The sequence below is a fragment of the Lachnoclostridium sp. An169 genome, assembly GCF_002160525.1.
Lineage (GTDB): Bacteria > Bacillota > Clostridia > Lachnospirales > Lachnospiraceae > Mediterraneibacter > Mediterraneibacter cottocaccae.
The window spans coordinates 46,122-65,106 of sequence record NZ_NFKT01000028.1 but is presented as its reverse complement, the minus strand read 5'-3'; the positions used below and the strand labels follow the sequence as shown (position 1 = coordinate 65,106).

Below are 18,985 nucleotides of genomic sequence, written 5' to 3'. Positions count from 1 at the left end.
AATATATTGCAGAGAATGATATTGATATCTATACAAGCACCCGGAAAGAACTGCCTTTTCCCCAGTACTTTGTGTTTTATAACGGGACAAAGGAAGAACCGGACCGGACGGAACTGAAACTGTCGGATCTGTTCTGCGGCATCACTGGAGAGTGTATTCAGAAAGACTGCAATACAGTGCTCCATACAGCGGCAGGGAAGAAAGAGCCCTGCCTGGAATGTACCGCAACAATGCTGAATATTAACTACGGTCACAACAAAATGCTGATGGAAAAATGCCGGAGGCTGAAGGAATACGCATATTTCGTGGAAGCAGTAAGGCGCAATCTTGCATCGGATATGCCTCTGAGGGAATCTGTGCTGCAGGCAGTCGATGAATGTATAGCAAGAGACGTTCTGGCAGATATTCTGGTGTCACAGAAAGCGGAGGTGGTCCAGATGATCCTGGAGACATTTGATCAGGAAAAGCATGACGAGGCGATGAAAAAGGACTGGTATGAAGCGGGCAGGGAGGATGGACTGAAGGAAGGAATAAAGGAAGGTCAGAAAGAAGGTATGAGAGAGGGGCAGAAGTTGGAACGTGAGAACGGAATCCGCAGGCTGATTATCTCCCTGCGGAAGAAAGAAACCCCGGAGGAAAATATTATAAATATTTTGCAGGAAGTGTATGAGCTTGGTGCTGAGGACGCAGAACGCTTTCTGAAGCCATAATAAAGAATACAAAGAACGGCAGTTGAACCAAAAGCATCTGGTAAGACTGCCGCTTTCAATTATGATGATTCTTATCAAAAGGTAATATGTTGGTTTTATATCAAAAAGGAGGGAGATCATACGATCTCCCTCCTTCTCCTCTATACTTCCACTTTAAATTCATACTCCCCTTTTTCCAGTTCTTTCTCCGACCCGTCCGGCAGAACCAGTTTCGCCGCTGTCGGAGTCTCCACCTTCAGGGCTGCGTGCCCGTCTTTTACTTCCCACTCTACGGCAATCCGTCCGTGGCGGCTTAAGTAGCTTCCGCTGACCTTGCCGAGCCGTTCATCGAAGAAGGGGCGGATCAGCACTTTTTCATATCCCGGTTCCAGGGGCTGTATGCCGAGAATATGTGTATAGTAGAATTCTCCTACGCTTCCGAAAGCGTAATGGTTGAAGGATACCATGTTGTCGCCGTTCTGGTCGGCTTCGTTTACCGAGCCGTCCGGCAGGATTGCGTCCCAGCGCTCCCATGTTGTGGTTGCGCCACGGAGCACCTGGTACATCCATCCCGGGCAGTCCTCCTGCAGCAGAAGGTCAAAGGCAAAACGTGTCTCTCCGTGATCGGCCAGAAGAGGCAGCAGATGTTCCGTAGAGAAGAAACCGGTCTGCATTCCTTCCTGGTGAATTTTCTCTACAAGTTTTGCAAAGAGTTTATCCCACAGTTCTCCCTGCGGAAGGACATGTTTCAGCGCCATAATATACGCACCCTGGTAGTCGTCGCGCATACTTCCGTCTTCATTGATGAACGTCTGAATATAAGCGCTGCGGGTTTTCTCAAGCTGGTCTCTGTAACGCAGGGCATCCTCTGTTTTCCCGAAACGCTCCGCTGCCCATGAGAGAATCCGCAGATCGTTTACGATAAAGGCATTAGACACAGGACCGTTGTGCATTGCCATGAAGGCGATGTCTTTCCCGGGGCAGAGCCAGTCTCCCAGGTTCGGGGCAAGCCAGAGATTCTCCACACCCTGAGGGCCGCCCATGTGGCGGATCTCGCACTCTACGTGGGATTTCATGTTTTCATAGTATTCTTTCAGATACCGGTCGGTTCCGAACTGGCGGTAAAGCATTTCCGGAATAATTGTAATGGCATTTCCCCATCCCAGCATATTGATAAAACCGACGCCGGCGGGACCATCTGCAGGAATAGTTGGGCCTACATATCCTTCCGAGTTATCCTGCTGGCTGCTGCTCATATCCCGGAGGTATTTTGCCCAGAAGGTTTCCGTGTCGTAATTATAGGCTCCGGTGAGGGCGAATACCTGACCGTCACCGGGATATCCCATACGTTCATCCCTCTGCGGGCAGTCGGTGGGAACTTCCACATAGTTGGATCTCTGTCCCCAGAGCTGATTCTGGAAGAGGCGGTCAGCCAGAGGATTGCCGCAGGTAAATGCGCCCGTCCGTTCCATGTCGCTGCAGAGGGCATAAGCGGTGACCAGACCGGGAACGTATTCGGTGCCGCTGATCTCTGCATAGCGGAATCCCATGTAGGTAAAGCGGGGGCGGTATTTCCTGGTGTCTGTGCCCCGGTGGTAGATGAGCTCTGCCTTTGCCTTGCGCAGATTGGCAGTGTACAGGCTGCCGTCCGGGTTGAGGATCTCGCCATGGCGGATTCTGACTGAGCTGCCTTTCATCTTTGTGGGATCAATCTCTATGATCCCGGCAAAATTCTGTCCGAAGTCCAGAATCGTCACATCGTCATGGACGGATACGGACTGAACCGGCATCTCTTCCTGGAGTTTTACTTCGATCATCGTTGGGGAGAAACGATCCGGGAGGGGACCCTCATAGGGAACCGGCGGGAATACTTCCGGAACCTCAGGTGCCTCAGGCGTCTCCGGGGCGGAACTTTTGCTCTGCCCGTCCCCGGAACCGGAGCGCGGTGTTCCCTCTGCGTAATAAATCTCACCGTCATAAAATCCTGCATAACCGTAAGGACCCGGCACGGCATGTACAGAATCATCATCGGAGCAGAAGATCCGGCGGGATCCGTCTTCCAGTTCCAACTCAAGAACCCATGACACGGCAGGACGTTCCCCGTAGATCTGGGTCTTGTTGTCACAGGTGAATCTTCCGCAGTACCATCCCTGCCCGAGATATACCCGCAGAGTGTTATGAATGTCACTGCCGGAGCAGGGGGACTCTGAGCCATCTGCCCCTGAACCGATATGGCCCTGAAGATATTCTGTCACATCGTGACTCTGATAAAACAGATCGTGATAATAATAGGTATAGCCCGGAGCAAACATCTGATCTCCGACTTTTTCCCCGTTGAGCTCTGCCTCATACACGCCAAGAGCCGTGGAGGTGAGCACTGCTTTTTTTACGGGAAGCAGGGGAATATTCTGTTCAAAAACTTCTACAGCGCCTTCCTGATAAGGACGTTCAGTTGTGATGAAATGCTGTTTCAATTCTGCAGCAGATGTATAATTTGTATTTGTTTCTTTCATGTTGGCCTCCGATATAAATTTGCTCCTGTGATTCATTTCACAGGAGCAGTGAAAAATTATTATTGAGTTATTATTGCTGTGTATTCTGAAGTGCAGCTTTCTTTTCCTGAATTCTCTTCTGTACTTCAACCATTTCATTTTTGCCCAGATGACAGAACTTCATGGCTATGAGAGTACAGATCCATCCCAGGATCGGCATGCCGAAGTTCAGTGCCATTGCCACCCAGAAAACAGCGGATGTGCAGGGATCTCCGGGCTGCGGCATGGTCGTGGTATACCCGACCAGAGCAACTGCGCCGGCGGCGATGGTGGCGCCGAAGGCGGAAACGATCTTGTCGATCAGGCTGTAAACTCCGGTGACAACTGCCGGGACATAGCGTCCGCTGCGGTCCAACTCGTAGTCAATGATATCAGCCATGAAGGAAGTATTTGCCGTCGTAATACACATTTTTGCTCCGTTGAGCGCGAAGGTCAGGATCACGTACAGGATCATGGCTGGACTGAGCATGACTGCAATGCCCGACGGATCGATGAATGCGAAAAAGACGATGGTTACTGCGGCGATAACAGTGCTGATCCAGGTCCAGACAACGATGGTCTTCTGGCTTCCGTATTTCCCTGCGTACTTTGCGCCGAGGATGGCGAAGATGATGGACGGGAACATTCCGATCGCGTTGAGGATCGTGCTCAGTCCCATGTTGCCGATGACGATTCCGAACATCAGGGTTACAACGATGGACTGGGATGCGGTCTGCTGTGCGATCTTGTCAGATGCAGCAGAGATAATATAGCACTGAAGCGGGCGGTTCCCTTTCAGCACATCGACCATATCACGGATTTTCAGGGGCTCTTTTTTCTCTGCCGTTCCGGTGAAGTTCTCCGGTTTATCGATCTCGGAGACGCCGATGCAGACAAGGATAATGCCCAGAAGTCCGATCAGCACGCACACACGGCATGCGGTGGAGAGAAAGGCCTGGTTGTAGTTCCCTCCGAACATGGGAAGAAGTACTACATTGAGCACGATGGTCAGTGTGATCGGCACCAGATAGTTGAATGCGGTTGCCCATACACCGATGATCGGACGCTGTTTCGGGTCGTTGCTCAAAAGCGCCGGGATTGTCTGTGCCGTCATGTTTGTGATGGTATATCCGATGACATACAGGCAATAGAGCAGGATGAACACGATGGTTCCGAAGCCTTTGCTGGATGCGAAGTCAAACATTGCCAGAAGGGCGATCGCCTCAATGATGAAACCGCCTGCAAGCATGATACGCAGTTTTCCGAAACGGGTGTTGATCCTGTCATACAGGAATGCGACCATGGGATCGGTGATTGCGTCGAAGATACGGGTTCCGGTCAGGATATAGCCGACGATCACGGTGGCGATGCCGTATCCGATGCTTGCGCTGTAGCTTGCCAGACCGATCAGGGAATAGACGCTCATTCCCACAAGACCGTTGCAGGCATACAGGATAATCTGCCATAGTTTTGCACGGCGGTACTGTACGCCGTCAATTTCACTTTGTGTCACTTTGTGCTTTTCAGACATAATTACAGGTCCTCTCTTTCTCTCATTTGAAATCGCTGTGCAGTCATTCGTTTTCAGGATGATTCTGCATGTTGCGCGGGACGGTTCAGATACCCGGTCCCGTCTGTTCTGATAGCAATTATAAACGTGACGGAGAAATTGTGTTTTAGAGGATTCGTGAAAATGTATAAAATTTCATTATGATTTCCGGGCAAAAACGAAAAAGCAGACAAATTCAGGAAATATTGTCTGCTATTGATATTATTTTAAAGTTTTTGGGCTCCCGACCCTACAGTTTCAGATTTTGCCTGCGGTATTCGCTGGGAGAAATTCCGGTCTCTTTCTGAAAGGAGGAGGAGAAGTAGCTCCGGGATGCAAATCCCAGTTCATCGCTGATCTCCTGGATGCTCATGTGGGTTCCTCCGAGAAGCGTTTTTGCGTGGTCGATTTTGACTTTGCGGATATAGTCCGTCACACTTGTTCCCGTCTCCTTTTTGAATTTGTGGGAAAAATAATATTCTGTATAGCCGGAGCGCTCTGCCAGGTCTGCGATACGGAAGTTGTCCCTGGGATGCATGGTAATGTAATCGCAGGCAGACTGAATCTGCGGGGAGAGTCCGTTGTCCGACCGGGCACGGCGGACTCTCTGCATATAGTCGTCCAGCATGTCCCGGGCAAGGGAGGACAGGGATGCAGTGGTCCTGCACTCCTCGATCATCCCGGCATAGTAGTCGTTGAGAGTGTAGGAGACGGAAGGATTTAACCCGCCTTCAATGGCCGCACGGGAGCAGAGGGTGAGAAGGACAAGAAGACTGTTTTTCTGCTGGCGTATGGTGTCTCCGGTGTCGAATTTTACACCGCTGCTCAGGGAACTGGATCTTTCCAGTGCTTTCTTGTAATCCGGATTTCCCTCCCGGAACATCCGCAGAAGCGACTGTTCAGCCGCCCAGATTCCCCGGTGCTCTCCGGAGATGAGCTGTATTTCATCGGAAACGGGACCGCTGTTCCCTTTCGCAAACTGAATATCTTCCGGGGAGATCCTCTCTCCGGAAATACAGTAGTGGAACATGACTGCATACTGAAAAAACTGTGTGGTGGGTATGAGGGGGATCTGGTCGATATAGCGGAAGATTACGGAGCGCAGGCGCACGGAAAGATTCCTTCTGTCGAGCTCTTTGCGCAGAAGAATATGGGAATTTTTCCCGGTAGATGCAGGCCCGAGAATATGAATCCGCTGCAGGATATTGTCGTGATATTCAAAACCTGCTATATACAGAAGCCCGGGGAGAGTATCGAGTACAAAGGGATAAATCCCCCCCCGGCCGGCATACTCCGCTACCGCCGAAGAAAAATCTGCCAGGGAAATCATCTCTCCCATAGAGACTTCCGGCGGACAGTTCGTGGACAGAAGCTTCAGGTCAGGAGTATAACTCCACAGGAAAATATTATGGCTGCAGCGAAGCAGTTCCACAAAAAAGGTAAGTTTTTCATTGATTGTCATTACTCATCCTCCAGATACTGTATGAGCAGATCCTTATCGGAAGCTTCGGCAAGACGGATGGTTCCCTTCCCGAGCATTCCGGGTTCATCGATAAGTGTACAGAAAATATACTGACTCAGTGTGGACCGCAAGGTAAGGCTGTCGCCGTCCGGCGTCTCAAAATACACTTCTGAACTGCACCGCCGGACATCTGTCAGAAATTTGGGAATGTCTGCATTTGCCTTTAAACGCATGGATAATTCCTCCTTTTTATGTCCGATTAAATGGTATTCTGCAAGCTATTATACTCCTTCTCCCTGCCGGTGTACAGAAGAAAGTTGCCGCAATATGAGAGAAAAGATGCTGCTGTATGTAAGAAAATATTGACAATTTATCAAAAGAACAGCATATAAAATGACGGGGGAGAAATGGTACAATAAAAAATAAAACACAGGAAAAAGTGGCAGTTTTAAACTGCTGGGGAAAGATGCGCGCATGGGGCAACCATATGGTACACCACGCCATCTACTATAAACAGAACTACTCCTACGCGGGAGTCATCGAGGCGCTGAGTGGCGCGCCCTTTGACGTGAAGTTCATCAGCTTTGACGACATCCGCGAGAATCCGTCCATCCTGGACGATATTGATGTGATCCTGAACGTGGGCGATGCGGATACCGCGTATACCGGCGGGGAGAACTGGACTGATCCGGTGATTGTGGAGGCAGTGAAACGCTTCATCTACAATGGCGGCGGATTCATCGGCGTGGGCGAGCCCGCGGCGCACCAGTATGAAGGACATTTCTTCCAGCTCGCCACGGTTATGGGCGTGGAGAAGGAGACCGGCTTCACCCTCAACGTGGACAAGTACAACTGGGAGGAGCATGACCATTTCATCAAGGAAGACTGCACAAAGGACATCGACTTCGGCGAGGGCAAGAAGAACATCTACGCCCTGGACGGAACGGAGATCCTCGTCCAGCGCGACAAAGAGGTGCAGATGGCAGTGCGGGAGTTCGGCAGGGGACGCTGCGTCTACATCAGCGGCCTGCCCTACAGCTTTGAGAACAGCCGGATCCTGTACCGTTCCATTATCTGGTCCTCCCACGACGAAGAGAACCTGCATAAGTGGTTTTCCACGAACTTTAATGTGGAAGTCCATGCCTATGTAAAGAACGGGAAATACTGTGTGGTCAACAACACCTACGAGCCCCAGAGCACAACCGTGTATAGAGGGGACGGATCGAGTTTCGATCTGGATCTTGAGGCAAATGAGATCGTCTGGTATGAGATCTGAGATAGTGTAAGGATGTAAGAACGATGAAGACAGAGGCCCTGGAAACAGGGCTATTCTGTCAAACTGAAAATATCTGTTAATGTATGGATGATATCTTCTTCACGGACGCCGAAAAGCTTCAAATTTTTTAATTCGTTTTTGGTGATTTTGAGTGCGTGTACAAAGTTTATCATATCTTTCCGAATATTTTCTGGCAATTTGCATTGCTCTAAAGGCATCTCAGATGTAATCCTTAAAATATCATTTCGGTGTTTTTTAATATCTCTGGAATCAATACGTATACCTTGTTTCTGCTTACTTATCAGGTCGAGCCAGGCTTTGGCTTTAAAGACAATCAGCCCTTCGGGTTTTAAGACAGTTATTCCGCCTATGACATTACGTTCTTTTAAAAGCAATTCATAGTAAGAATTGTCAAGTAAAATTGCAGAAAGACTGGAAACCGTATCATCAATATGTATCGGAGTCAATACGGATTTTTCTTCTAATTCCAAATCTGTTCTGGAAAATAGTTCGATCATTGCAGGATATCCGATTTCTTCTGGTTTATCAAATCTGTAAAATTGCGGACGCCCATTGCTTCTTGCACGATTTTTGTATTTCCCACTTTGTATAAATTTCCAGAACTGCTGTGCAAATTCCCTGGTTTGGGCTTCAATTACGAGCACCATATCTAAATCTTTTGTGGCTCGGAAATCTGTGTCATTATTTCGAAATGAAATATCGCATGCGGCACCTCCAATTAAAACATATTGCTCTGTATATTCTGCAAAATATTTATAAAATATATCTAATCCTTTTACCATACATACTCCTCCAACATTTCCTCCAATGAAACTTCAACTCTCGGATCATCTGAATTCTCAAGTAATAAGTAAATAGACAGTGGATCAATAATATTTTTATGTTTAAAAGGTATACAGTATCCTAATTCCTGTATTACACATCCGGGGGTTTCGCCGACAGGAATCTGCTTTTCCTGGTAAATGCCTTTACTTCGGATTTCATTTTTTACTACAGCGTAGGTAGGATATGAATTATCTGTCAGGAGTGAAAGTTCAGCTAATCCTGAGATACCGCTTTTCAGGAAAGTATCAGGAAGTTTTCTCATCAAATAATATTCTTTAAGTAACGGTGTACGCAAAAAAGGTCTGATTATATTCCACATTTCCTTTCTATTCCCTGCTTTTGTATAAACACGACGCTTGCCGCTTTTCTTTAAGACAGGAATATTCAGGCTTTCGATTTCATCAAATGCTCTTGTGACCGACATTTTTGAAACATTCATCTTTTCCGCGGCTGTCGTTACTGTCAGATTGTCCCAGTTTTCATAAATGGTCAGTAATAAAAATTTTTGTGTCAAAAAAGATATTTTGAAACAGGGTTTTATTTCCCTGAGTTCATTTGAGCGTAGCATTAATCCAAGAAATGGAATATACACCTGATGTTTCTCCCATATAAAAGGAATTCCTTCTTCTAACATTTTATCTCTGGAATAGTAATTCAGTTTTTCCAGATAAAGTACACAATATATTCCGGTCAAATGTTCGATCCTTTTTTGATGGCTGCGCAGTAAAACAAGTCTGTAATCTTCTTTTGGTCTGGCTAAAATGCAAATCTGTTTCAGAATTTTCAATTGATAAAAGTCGTAATTTGCTTGCAGAATTAATGGAAATTTATTTGTTTCTTTGTAGGGGGTGAGTTCTATTTTTTGATGTAATGTCTGTTCAATAAATTCTTTCATAATTCACCTTTATTATCTTATTTTTTTAAATTGTAACTTATTTTAAGTTACAAATCAAGATATTCGTTACGATTTATGAATTAAAAAACATCACGAAAAATTGAACATAAAACCGAAAAAAGAGACTGATGATTTTCCCGCCCGGATATATAATCATACTGGAACAGAAAATACCAATTCAGAACGGGAGAAATCAGAATGAAAAAATTTGCAGAGGGCTTTATGCTCGGCGCGGCGACAGCGGCGCATCAGGTGGAAGGAAACAATATTTACAATGATTACTGGGCGCAGGAACAGGTCCCGCACAGCATGTTTAACGAGCCGTCCCTGGATGCGGTGGATCACTACAACCGCTATGAGGAAGATATCAGGCTCATGGCGCAGGCTGGTCTGAACACTTACCGTTTTTCAATCGAATGGGCGCGAATCCAGCCGGAAAAGGACGCCTGGGATGAAAATGAAGTTGAACATTACAGAAAGGTGCTGAAGTGCTGCCACGAAAACGGGGTAAGACCGATTGTTACGATGATGCACTTTTCCTCACCGAAATGGCTGATCTCCATGGGCGGCTGGGAGAATCCGGAAGTGGTGGATCTTTTTGCTTCGTACTGCCGCAGGCTTGTGGGAGAACTGGGCGATCAGATGGAGTATGTGTGTACCATCAATGAGGCGAACATGCGTCTTCAGCTTGCAGCTCTGATGCAGGAGATGATGAAGCGTATGTCCGGAGCGCAGGGAGCCGGAACAGACAAAGCGGCAGCGGGCGGCAGCGAGAGCGATGTTCAGGTTGGAATTAATCTGAACAAGGAAAACATGATGCTCGGCATGGTGGAGTGCGCGCAGGCATTCGGGCTGAAAGACCCCAGAGATATGCACACTTTTGTTTCCCAGTGTACGCCGGAGGGAGATCTTCTTGTCATGAAGGCCCACGAGGCGGCAAGGGACGCAATGAAAGAGGAGTGCCCTCATCTGAAGATCGGACTTACGCTCTCCCTTCATGATATGGTAGCGCGCCCGGGCGGAGAGAAATTTGCCGAAAAAGAGTGGGATGATGAGTTCCTTCATTACCTGCCGTATATTGAACATGACGATTTCCTGGGAGTACAGTGCTATACGAGAAAATTTTTTGACGGAAACGGAGTCGCAGAGGCGCCGGCGGGCTCAGCGCGTACCCAGATGGGATATGAGGATTATCCGGCAGCAATCAGTGATGTTGTGAGAAAGGTGGCGGAACGCTTCAAGGGCGATCTGATCGTGACGGAGAATGGAATTGCCACGGACAACGATGCAAGGCGCTGCGAGTTTATAAGGGAAGCTGTGGACGGTCTGGTACAGTGTATAGAAGACGGTATCCCGCTCAAAGGATATATGTACTGGTCGCTTCTCGACAACTTTGAGTGGCAGAAGGGATTTTCCATGACGTTCGGTCTGATTGCGGTTGACCGGGCGACACAGACAAGACACCCGAAGGAAAGCCTGAAAGTGCTCGGCAGTCTGATAGAACAGTAAAAGAGAGCAGATAAAAGCAGAAGTGAAAAAGTAAAACAGCAAATAAACAGTAAATAAATTTAAGAAGGAGAAGCGAAGATGAGATCAACAGTATTGCTGGACGACGGATGGAAATTTGTAAAAACCGCGGAAGACGCGGCAGCGGCTGCGGCAGCAAAGGGAACAGCGGTGACTCTGCCCCATACGTGGAATGCCGTGGACGGACAGGACGGCGGCAATGACTATTACCGCGGGACCTGCTGGTATACAAGAAAACTGGATGTAACCCCTGCAGATGAAGAGGAGACATGGATTGAGTTTGAGGGAGCGGCGATGACTGCGGATGTGTATCTGAATGGAGAGCATCTGGCCCATCATGAGGGCGGTTATTCTACTTTCCGTGTGAACCTGACCGGACACCTCGGGGAAGAGAATGTACTTGCCGTATCTGTAGACAACGGAAACAATGACCGGGTATATCCCCAGAAGGCGGACTTTACTTTCTACGGGGGCATTTACCGTGATGTAAAACTGATTACAGTTCCAAAAGCACATTTCGCCCTGGGATATGAGGGGGCGCCGGGAATCCGCGTGACTCCGGAGGTGGAACTGAGCGGGAACAGCGAAAACGGACTTCCGGCGGGCAGCGCGAAAGTTACAGTGGAAGCATGGACAGAGGGAACCGGGGACAGGAAAGACTGCCGGGTGAAATTCACTCTGGACGGCCAGGAGCAGACTGCAGTGGTGGAAGACGGATGCGCGAAGGCAGAGTTTGTACTGGATCATGCACGCCTGTGGAACGGACTGGACGATCCGTATCTGTACACTGTCTCAGCGGCATTAATGGACGAAAACGGTACAGAAGCCGGATGCCTGGACGAGATCTCTGCACGTTTCGGATGCCGTCAGATGCGCTTTGACCCGCAGGAAGGCTTCTTCCTCAACGGACGTTCCTATCCGCTGCGGGGCGTGTCCAGACATCAGGACCGTCTGGGTGTGGGAAATGCCCTGACAAAAGAGATGCACCGGGAAGACCTGGCGATTATCCGGGAGATGGGAGCAAATACGATCCGTCTGGCGCACTATCAGCACGCCCAGTATTTCTACGATATCTGTGATGAGGCGGGAATGGTTGTATGGGCGGAGATCCCCTATATCACCATGCACATGAAAAACGGCAGGGAGAATACGTTAAGCCAGATGAAAGAACTGATCCTTCAGAACTACAATCACCCCTGTATCGCGTGCTGGGGCCTTTCCAACGAGATTACTGCAGCGGGCGGTGTGACGGATGACCTTCTGGAAAACCACAGGCTGCTCAACGACCTGTGCCACAGACTGGACAGCACCCGCCCCACCACGATGGCGCACGTGTTCATGCTTGAGACAGACAGCGAACTGATTCAGATCGCGGATATCGGAAGCTACAACCTGTATTTCGGCTGGTATCTGGGTGATCTCTCCCAGAACGAGGAGTTCTTTGATGAATACCACAAGAAATATCCGGACCGCTGCATCGGTTTCTCCGAGTATGGTGCGGACGCAAATCCGGCCTATCAGTCATCCACGCCGAGCCGCGGTGACTACACGGAGACTTACCAGACCGTTTACCATGAGCATATCCTGGACGTCATTGAGAACCGCCCCTTCCTCTGGGCAACGCATGTGTGGAACATGTTTGACTTTGCTGCGGACGGAAGAGATGAGGGTGGAAAGCACGGACAGAATCAGAAAGGTCTTGTGACTATGGACAGAAAGACGAGAAAAGACGCTTTCTATCTCTACAAGGCACACTGGAGCAGCGATCCTTTCGTACACATCTGCGGCAGAAGGTATGTGGACCGCGCGGAGGATGTGACAGAAATCAAAGTGTATAGCAATCAGCCGGAAGTAACTCTTTATGTGGACGGAAAAGAATTCGGGACAAAACAGGGACAGTACCGCTTTGTATTCCAGGTTCCGATTACGGGAGAACACCGGATTGCAGCCGAAGCAAAATCCGGGGCTTCCGCAATGGTTGAGGATGAGATTACAGTCCGCAGGGCAGATAAACCCAATCCGGATTATCAGTATGTGGAGCAGGGAGGCGTAGTCAACTGGTTTGACAAAGATGACTTCAAGCCGGACTGCTACTCCATTAAAGACAAATACGGCGACCTGATGGCAAATCCGCAGACTGCCCCGATCCTGCAGAAGATCATGGAGAAGGCAGTGGCAAGCCGCGGAGATGTGGCGGAGAGTGTGAGCGGCAATCCGAACCTTCAGAGAATGATGGGACGTATGACCCTGGAAAGCCTGCTCAACCAGGCGGGAGACGCAATCGGCGAGGAGCAGATCCGGGCGCTCAACGCGACACTTCAGAAAATAAAGAAGCCGGAGGTTGATGCATAATGCCGGTAAAAGCAATCCAGATGATACAGCTCGGAACCGTTATGGGTTCCGAGCAGAAAGCAAGAGAGACAATCCGTCTTATGAAAGAATCCGGATATGAAGGGATCGAGATCAACGGGTTTATGATCAAAAAGATGCCGCCCATCGTAAAGATCCTGACTACTCTGGCAGGTATGCCAATCGGAAAGACGGCGAAGCTTGACTGGCACAGGCTGATTGATGAGACCGGTCTGAAAGTAGTCAGCGTTCATGAAGATCTTGGAAGTATTTTAAGAGTGCCGGAGGAGATTATCGCCGAGGCGGAATCTTTTCACACCGGGTATGTGGTTATTACGGGAATGCACCGGTTTGATTACTCGGATAAAGCAGCGGTTCTCGACCTTGCGGAAAGGCTGAACAAGGCGGGAAAGCTTATGAAGGAGGGCGGGATATCCCTGCTCTATCACAACCACAACTGCGAGTTCCGCAAGGTGGATCCGGAGACTACGGCGTATGACCTGCTGATTGAGAAGACGGATCCGCAGTATGTGAATTTTGAATTTGATTCCTACTGGCCCACAGAGGCAGGGGTCGATACGATTCCGCTGATGAGAAGACTGGGAAAGAGAATGAAGCTCTATCACATCAATGACCGGGGAACCCGCGTGAGCGGCCCGGCAGGACAGATTTTAAAATCAGACAGTATGGAACTGGGATACGGAAATATGAATCTGAAGGAAATGGTGAAGATCGCGAAGGAGAACGGCGTTGACGCGGTAGTATTGGAAAGCCACAAGAACTGGGCGGACAAGTCGCCGGTGAAATCCTTCCAGTTGAGCGCGGAGTTTATGAATCAGTATGTTTAACTGTGAAAGGCGGTACAGGAAAATGAAATGTTTTTGCAACCCGGTCAATGTAAATTACCGGTATCAGTTTAACAATGACCAGAGAGAAAAGGAGATTAAGGTGGCGCGGGAGGCGGCAGATCCTTCCATGATCTGTTTTAAGGGCAGATATTACATCTTTGCATCCATGACACTGGGGGTATGGGTGTCGGATGACCTGGTGAAATGGGAGAACCACAGGCTTCCCGGAGAGCTCCCGCTCTATGACTATGCGCCGGATGTGCGTGTGATGGGAGAATACGTTTATTTCTGTGCTTCCAGGAGAGGACAGATCTGCGATTTCTACCGGACAAAGGATATCCTTGAAGGACCTTATGAGAAGATTGAAGGAACGTTTGATTTCTGGGATCCGGATATGTTTGTGGACGATGACGGCAGAGTTTATTTCTACTGGGGATGTTCCAACATGACACCGATCTGGGGCGTGGAACTGGACCCGAAGACCATGCACCGGATCGGAGAGCCGACAGCTCTGATTGACGGCGATGCGTTTTCCATAGGATATGAGCGGTGCGGGGAAGATCACTCCCAGATGCCAAGGACGGACGAAGAGATCGAGATGTGCTATCAGGGATTCCTGAAGGCCCAGAACATGAAAGAGGAGGATTTCCCCGAGGAGTACCGTCCTCTTGTGAAAGGGATGCTGAGCCAGAAGCCTTATATTGAAGGCGCATGGATGAACAAACACAACGGAAAGTATTATCTCCAGTACGCATGCCCCGGAACACAGTATAATGGCTATGCGGACGGAGTCTATGTAAGCGACAGCCCTCTGGGACCATATACTCTGGCACAGACCAATCCGTATTCCTATAAACCGGGCGGATTCATTCCCGGAGCAGGACACGGCTCCACCATGGAGGACATGGAGGGAAGCCTGTGGCATACAGCGACCATGCGCATCAGCAGAAACCATGATTTTGAGCGCCGGGTGGGCATATGGCCGGCAGGTTTTGATGCGGACGGCGAACTTTTCTGTAACCAGCGTTACGGCGACTGGCCTCTGGATGTGGAAGCAGCCAGAGAGAATCCGTGGTGTAATCCGAAATGGTATCTCTTAAGCTATGGAAAGAATGTGACCGCCTCCTCCTCAGAAGAGGGCAAAGGACCGGAAAAGGCTGTGGATGAGAATGTGCAGACCTGGTGGCGGGCGGCTTCCGCGGATGCGGGAGAGTGGATCTGTCTGGATCTGGGAGAGGTTTCTGATGTCCGTGCGGTTCAGGTGAACTTTGCAGATGACAGGATTGATATTCCGGTGCCGGGAAAGATCGGCGGATCGGATACACAGCCAAGATATATCGAGGAGAGGGATCTTGCAACGCGTTGGATTCTGGAGGGATCCGCGGACGGCGAACACTATGAAGTGCTTGCGGACAAGTCGGAGGCAGATACAGATCTCACCCATGATTTCCTTGTGTGGGAAGAGGGGAAAAATCTGCGGTATCTGAAACTTACGGTTCTGGAAGTGCCCTACGGACAGCAGGCATGCATCTCCGGGCTCCGGGTGTTCGGCGCCCAGGATAAGGCAAAACCGGAAGTGCCGGAATTTACGGCAGAGCGCACCGGCGATCTGGATATGGAAGTGAAGATCCGGGAAAACGGCGCTCTCGGCTACAACATCCTCTGGGGAGAAACACCGGAGAAGCTTTATCACAGTTATATGATATTTGGCACGGAACAGAGAGTCGGCGCCCTTGTAAAGGGCAGAGACTACTGGGTGAGAGTGGATGCTTTCAATGAAGCCGGTATCACCGAGGGAACAGTGAAGAAACTTTAAACATATGCCGGGATATCCGGAGCGCAGAGGAATCATTTTCTCCTGTAATCTGCCGGTGTACAGCCGTAACAGTTACGGAAATGCTTATAGAAAGCCGGAACATCTCCGAATCCGCAGGAACAGGCGATTTCCCCGATGGGCATGGCGCTGTTTCTCAGCATATGGCAGGCAGTGTCAAGGCGGAAGCGGATCAGATATTTCTGCGGGGACATGTGGTGGACTTTCATGAATATCCGGTACAGATATGTCCTGTCGATTCCGATGTGCCGTGCAATATCGGTGATATGGATATCGTAGGTGTAATTGTGCCGGATGAAATCCACTGCTTTGTCTGCATAGCTTTTGTCAAAGGATCCGGTATGGTCTCTGTCCGGCAGGATCATACCGGAGAAAACCAGATAAAGCTGGCCGATGGCCGCGTATTCGTTATAGCTTCCGTCCTCGAAGAGCAGGATCAGCTTTTTCAGGTTCTCTTCCATGGAACCGTTGCTGTGGTCTGTGTAGACCGGAGCATCCAGGGAGAGACCGCAGCGTTTCAGGATAGTTTCGGCTTCGTAGCCGTCGAATCCGAACCAGCAGTAATCCCACGGCGTCTGTTCATCAGCCGTATAGACCGTCGAGTCCCCCGGACAGATGAGAAATCCCTGTCCGGGGGAGATTTTATATTCCTTTCCGCAGGAGACAAAGGTGCCTGTCCCGCGCAGCACATAGTGAAACAAATAGTGGGGGCGCACGGCAGGTCCGAAACTGTGGCCGGGACGGCAGTTCTCCCACCCGCACTGGTAGAGCGTCAGGGAATTGTTGAGATACAGCGGAGTGGAGATCAGATATTCAACAGTTCCGCCTTTCAGTATTTTCAGATATTTCTGCAGTTTATTTTCTGTGTTTTCCATCATAAGCCCCATCCTTCTTTCCCGGTATCCTGTATCCGATCATATTTCATATTCGATCATATCACAAATCATACAACATATCACCAATAAAATGAAACAAATCAAAATAGTAATTTTCCGGACTTTCACTATAATGAAATACATCAGAAAACAACAGTTCAATAAGAGAAAGGCGGTAGGAAAATTATGCTGAAAATTACGTTTATGGGTGCAGGAAGCACCGTGTTTGCAAGAAATGTACTGGGAGACTGCATGTGTTCTCCTGCACTGCGGGAATGTGAGATCGCGCTGTATGATATTGACGGGACCAGACTGAAAGAGTCGGAGATTATCTTAAGCGCTATCAACCACAATGTGAACCGGGACCGTGCGCAGATCCGGACTTATCTGGGAGTGGAGAACCGGAAAGAAGCGCTCCGGGGCGCAACATTTGTGGTAAATGCCATCCAGGTGGGATTCTATGACCCGTGTACAATTACGGATTTTGAGATACCGAAAAAATACGGTCTGCGCCAGACCATTGCGGACACGCTGGGAATCGGCGGAATCATGAGGGCGCTGCGGACGATTCCGGTCCTGAAGGATTTTGCGGACGACATGGAGGAAGTCTGCCCGGACGCCTGGTTCCTCAACTACACGAACCCCATGGCAATGCTTACCGGATACATGCAGCGCTATACGAACATAAAGACTGTCGGGCTCTGCCACAGCGTCCAGGTCTGCTCGGAGAATCTTCTGAAAGATCTGGGAATGGAAGACAGGCTGGAAGGGCGCAGGGAGCTGATTGCGGGAATCAACCATATGGGATGGCTGTTGGAGATTTATGACCGGGAGGGGAATGATCTGTACCCGGAGATCCGCCGCAGGGCAGCCGGGAAGAATGCATCGGAGAAGCACACGGATATGGTGCGCTACGAATACATCCGCCGTCTGGGATATTACTGTACGGAATCCAGTGAGCACAATGCGGAATACAACCCTCTCTTCATCAAGAGCAGATATCCGGAACTCATCGAGAAATACAACATTCCGCTGGATGAATATCCCCGCCGCTGCATCAATCAGATCAACGGATGGGAAGAAGAGAAGAACAACATTCTCAAAGACGGGAAGATCACCCATGAGCGCTCGAAGGAATATGCGTCCTACATCATGGAGGCTATGGTGACCAATGTGCCGTACAAAATCGGCGGAAATGTAATCAACACAGGACTTATCGACAACCTGCCTTCCGACGCCTGCGTGGAAGTTCCCTGCATGGTGGATGCCATGGGGGTAAACCCTTGCCATGTGGGAAGACTTCCGGTGCAGTGCGCGGCTATGAATATGACAAATATCAACGTGCAGCTCATGACCATTCAGGCGGCAGTGACGAAAAAGCGGGAGGATATCTACCGCGCCGCCATGCTGGATCCGCACACCGCGGCAGAACTGTCCATAGACGACATTGTGGCGATGTGCGACGAACTCATTGGGGCTCACGGAGATTACATGAAGGACTACAGATAGAGGAAATGTTTTTATCCCTCAGTTCCGTACACTTCGATCTGAGTCAGAGCCGGGAACGGGGACTCTTCCTCTGATTTGATCAGGTGGGAGAGTTCCAGGTACCGGACCGTCTTCGGCTCAAAGGTAAATTCCTGGGCGGAGCCTGTCTTTACGAAATTCACTTTCATGGCCTCTCCGTCGGAGAAGGTGATCGTTGCGTTTGTCCACCAGTTGTCGTGGGGGAAATCCGCCCTCAGATAGAGGATGATCCGGTCGATGGTCACATCCCTGCCGAAATCCAGTTTCAGCGCGGCATTGGGATCCCGGTTGATTCCCCAGGAAGCATAGGGCCACTCGCCGTGGCAGGTGTTTGCCGTGACGCCGTCGATGGCATTCTTTGCCGCAAATACAGCTTCACCCCGGGTTTCCACATTGGCGGATGCGTGGGGGAAACATGTCTCGTTTTCATGGCTGTCGCTGACGTTGAACGCCAGATTCCGGTAAGCGCTGATCTCGAAATCCCGGGCTTTTTTCAGGGTGAGAAGATGACGGCTTCCGGAAAATACTTTCGGGGAGAGATTGATGCGTTTCTCTCCGAAGGGAATTTTATAGACATAATGTCCTGTGAGATACACGAGGGAACGGCCCAGGGCATCGTCCAGCTGGAGCCAGGCGAAGAGAGGGGTATCGGAGACCTCCACAGCGATTATGTCCCCTTCCTGGTACTCCCTGGTTACGGGCAGGCGGACTTCCTCCTCGTCTCTTCCCACACAGATAGTGATTCCGTTTTTGTCGATAACTTTGATACAGAGCATA

At 49.6% G+C, this 18,985-nt stretch carries 13 protein-coding genes and 2 pseudogenes; 7 read left to right on the top strand and 8 right to left on the bottom strand.

Translation table 11 applies throughout. The features are described from left to right. Positions 1-710 (top strand): annotated as a pseudogene (locus B5F07_RS22665) (hypothetical protein); the annotation flags it as partial. A 140-nt stretch (positions 711-850) separates the two neighbouring features. Here the strand turns inward: B5F07_RS22665 and B5F07_RS17025 are convergent. The 4 genes from B5F07_RS17025 to B5F07_RS17010 all read right to left on the bottom strand — a co-directional run bounded on the left by B5F07_RS17025 (position 851) and on the right by B5F07_RS17010 (position 6,464). Continuing rightward, complete coding sequence (locus B5F07_RS17025; RefSeq protein WP_087162408.1) at positions 851-3,202, bottom strand: alpha-L-rhamnosidase; 2,352 nt, start codon at positions 3,200-3,202, stop codon at positions 851-853. Between the two features lie 70 nt (positions 3,203-3,272). Next, positions 3,273-4,751 carry an MFS transporter gene (locus B5F07_RS17020; protein ID WP_087162407.1) on the bottom strand — a complete coding sequence of 493 codons (1,479 nt, stop codon included), beginning with the start codon at positions 4,749-4,751 and terminating at the stop codon, positions 3,273-3,275. Positions 4,752-5,019: 268 nt separating this feature from the next. Further along, positions 5,020-6,231 (bottom strand): helix-turn-helix transcriptional regulator, encoded by a 1,212-nt coding sequence (locus B5F07_RS17015; protein WP_087162406.1) that lies wholly within the window; start codon positions 6,229-6,231, stop codon positions 5,020-5,022. Continuing rightward, positions 6,231-6,464 (bottom strand): hypothetical protein, encoded by a 234-nt coding sequence (locus B5F07_RS17010; RefSeq protein WP_087162405.1) that lies wholly within the window; start codon positions 6,462-6,464, stop codon positions 6,231-6,233. Before B5F07_RS17010 ends, B5F07_RS17015 begins: the two co-directional genes overlap by 1 nt. A 206-nt stretch (positions 6,465-6,670) precedes the next feature. Here B5F07_RS17010 and B5F07_RS17005 point away from each other — a divergent pair. Beyond that, positions 6,671-7,507: pseudogene (locus B5F07_RS17005) on the top strand (lacto-N-biose phosphorylase central domain-containing protein); the annotation flags it as partial. A gap of 50 nt (positions 7,508-7,557) precedes the next feature. Here B5F07_RS17005 and B5F07_RS17000 read toward each other — a convergent pair. Together B5F07_RS17000 and B5F07_RS16995 are read right to left on the bottom strand one after the other, a co-directional pair. Continuing rightward, a complete protein-coding gene (locus tag B5F07_RS17000; protein WP_087162404.1) occupies positions 7,558-8,310 on the bottom strand; it encodes a hypothetical protein in 753 nt (250 codons plus the stop codon). Continuing rightward, positions 8,304-9,248 carry a hypothetical protein gene (locus B5F07_RS16995; protein WP_087162403.1) on the bottom strand — a complete coding sequence of 315 codons (945 nt, stop codon included), beginning with the start codon at positions 9,246-9,248 and terminating at the stop codon, positions 8,304-8,306. The genes B5F07_RS17000 and B5F07_RS16995 overlap by 7 nt, the downstream gene beginning before the upstream one ends. Before the next feature lie 198 nt (positions 9,249-9,446). On the opposite strand from B5F07_RS16995, the gene B5F07_RS16990 reads away from it, so the two are divergent. From B5F07_RS16990 to B5F07_RS16975, 4 genes are all read left to right on the top strand, one after another. Next, the gene (locus tag B5F07_RS16990; RefSeq protein WP_087162402.1) at positions 9,447-10,757 is read left to right on the top strand and encodes a glycoside hydrolase family 1 protein; all 1,311 of its coding nucleotides are present in this window, start codon (positions 9,447-9,449) and stop codon (positions 10,755-10,757) included. A gap of 78 nt (positions 10,758-10,835) precedes the next feature. After that, a complete protein-coding gene (locus tag B5F07_RS16985; protein WP_087162401.1) occupies positions 10,836-13,127 on the top strand; it encodes a glycoside hydrolase family 2 protein in 2,292 nt (763 codons plus the stop codon). Then, positions 13,127-13,972, top strand: a complete 846-nt coding sequence (locus tag B5F07_RS16980; protein WP_087162400.1) for a sugar phosphate isomerase/epimerase family protein — start codon at positions 13,127-13,129, stop codon at positions 13,970-13,972. The genes B5F07_RS16985 and B5F07_RS16980 overlap by 1 nt, the downstream gene beginning before the upstream one ends. Before the next feature lie 22 nt (positions 13,973-13,994). Next, a complete protein-coding gene (locus B5F07_RS16975) occupies positions 13,995-15,788 on the top strand; it encodes a family 43 glycosylhydrolase (RefSeq protein WP_087162399.1) in 1,794 nt (597 codons plus the stop codon). 32 nt (positions 15,789-15,820) lie between these two features. On the opposite strand, the gene B5F07_RS16970 is transcribed toward B5F07_RS16975, so the two are convergent. Beyond that, on the bottom strand, positions 15,821-16,684 hold the full coding sequence (locus B5F07_RS16970) for an AraC family transcriptional regulator (protein ID WP_242972567.1): 864 nt from the start codon (positions 16,682-16,684) through the stop codon (positions 15,821-15,823). 183 nt (positions 16,685-16,867) lie between these two features. Here B5F07_RS16970 and B5F07_RS16965 point away from each other — a divergent pair, with 183 nt between their 5' ends. Beyond that, entirely contained in the window at positions 16,868-18,190 is a 1,323-nt protein-coding gene (locus tag B5F07_RS16965; protein ID WP_087162398.1) for an alpha-glucosidase/alpha-galactosidase, read from the top strand. An 11-nt stretch (positions 18,191-18,201) separates the two neighbouring features. Here the strand turns inward: B5F07_RS16965 and B5F07_RS16960 are convergent, their stop codons facing one another. After that, the gene (locus B5F07_RS16960; protein WP_087162397.1) at positions 18,202-18,984 is read right to left on the bottom strand and encodes a DUF7402 domain-containing protein; all 783 of its coding nucleotides are present in this window, start codon (positions 18,982-18,984) and stop codon (positions 18,202-18,204) included. Between the last annotated feature and the right edge of the window lies 1 nt (position 18,985).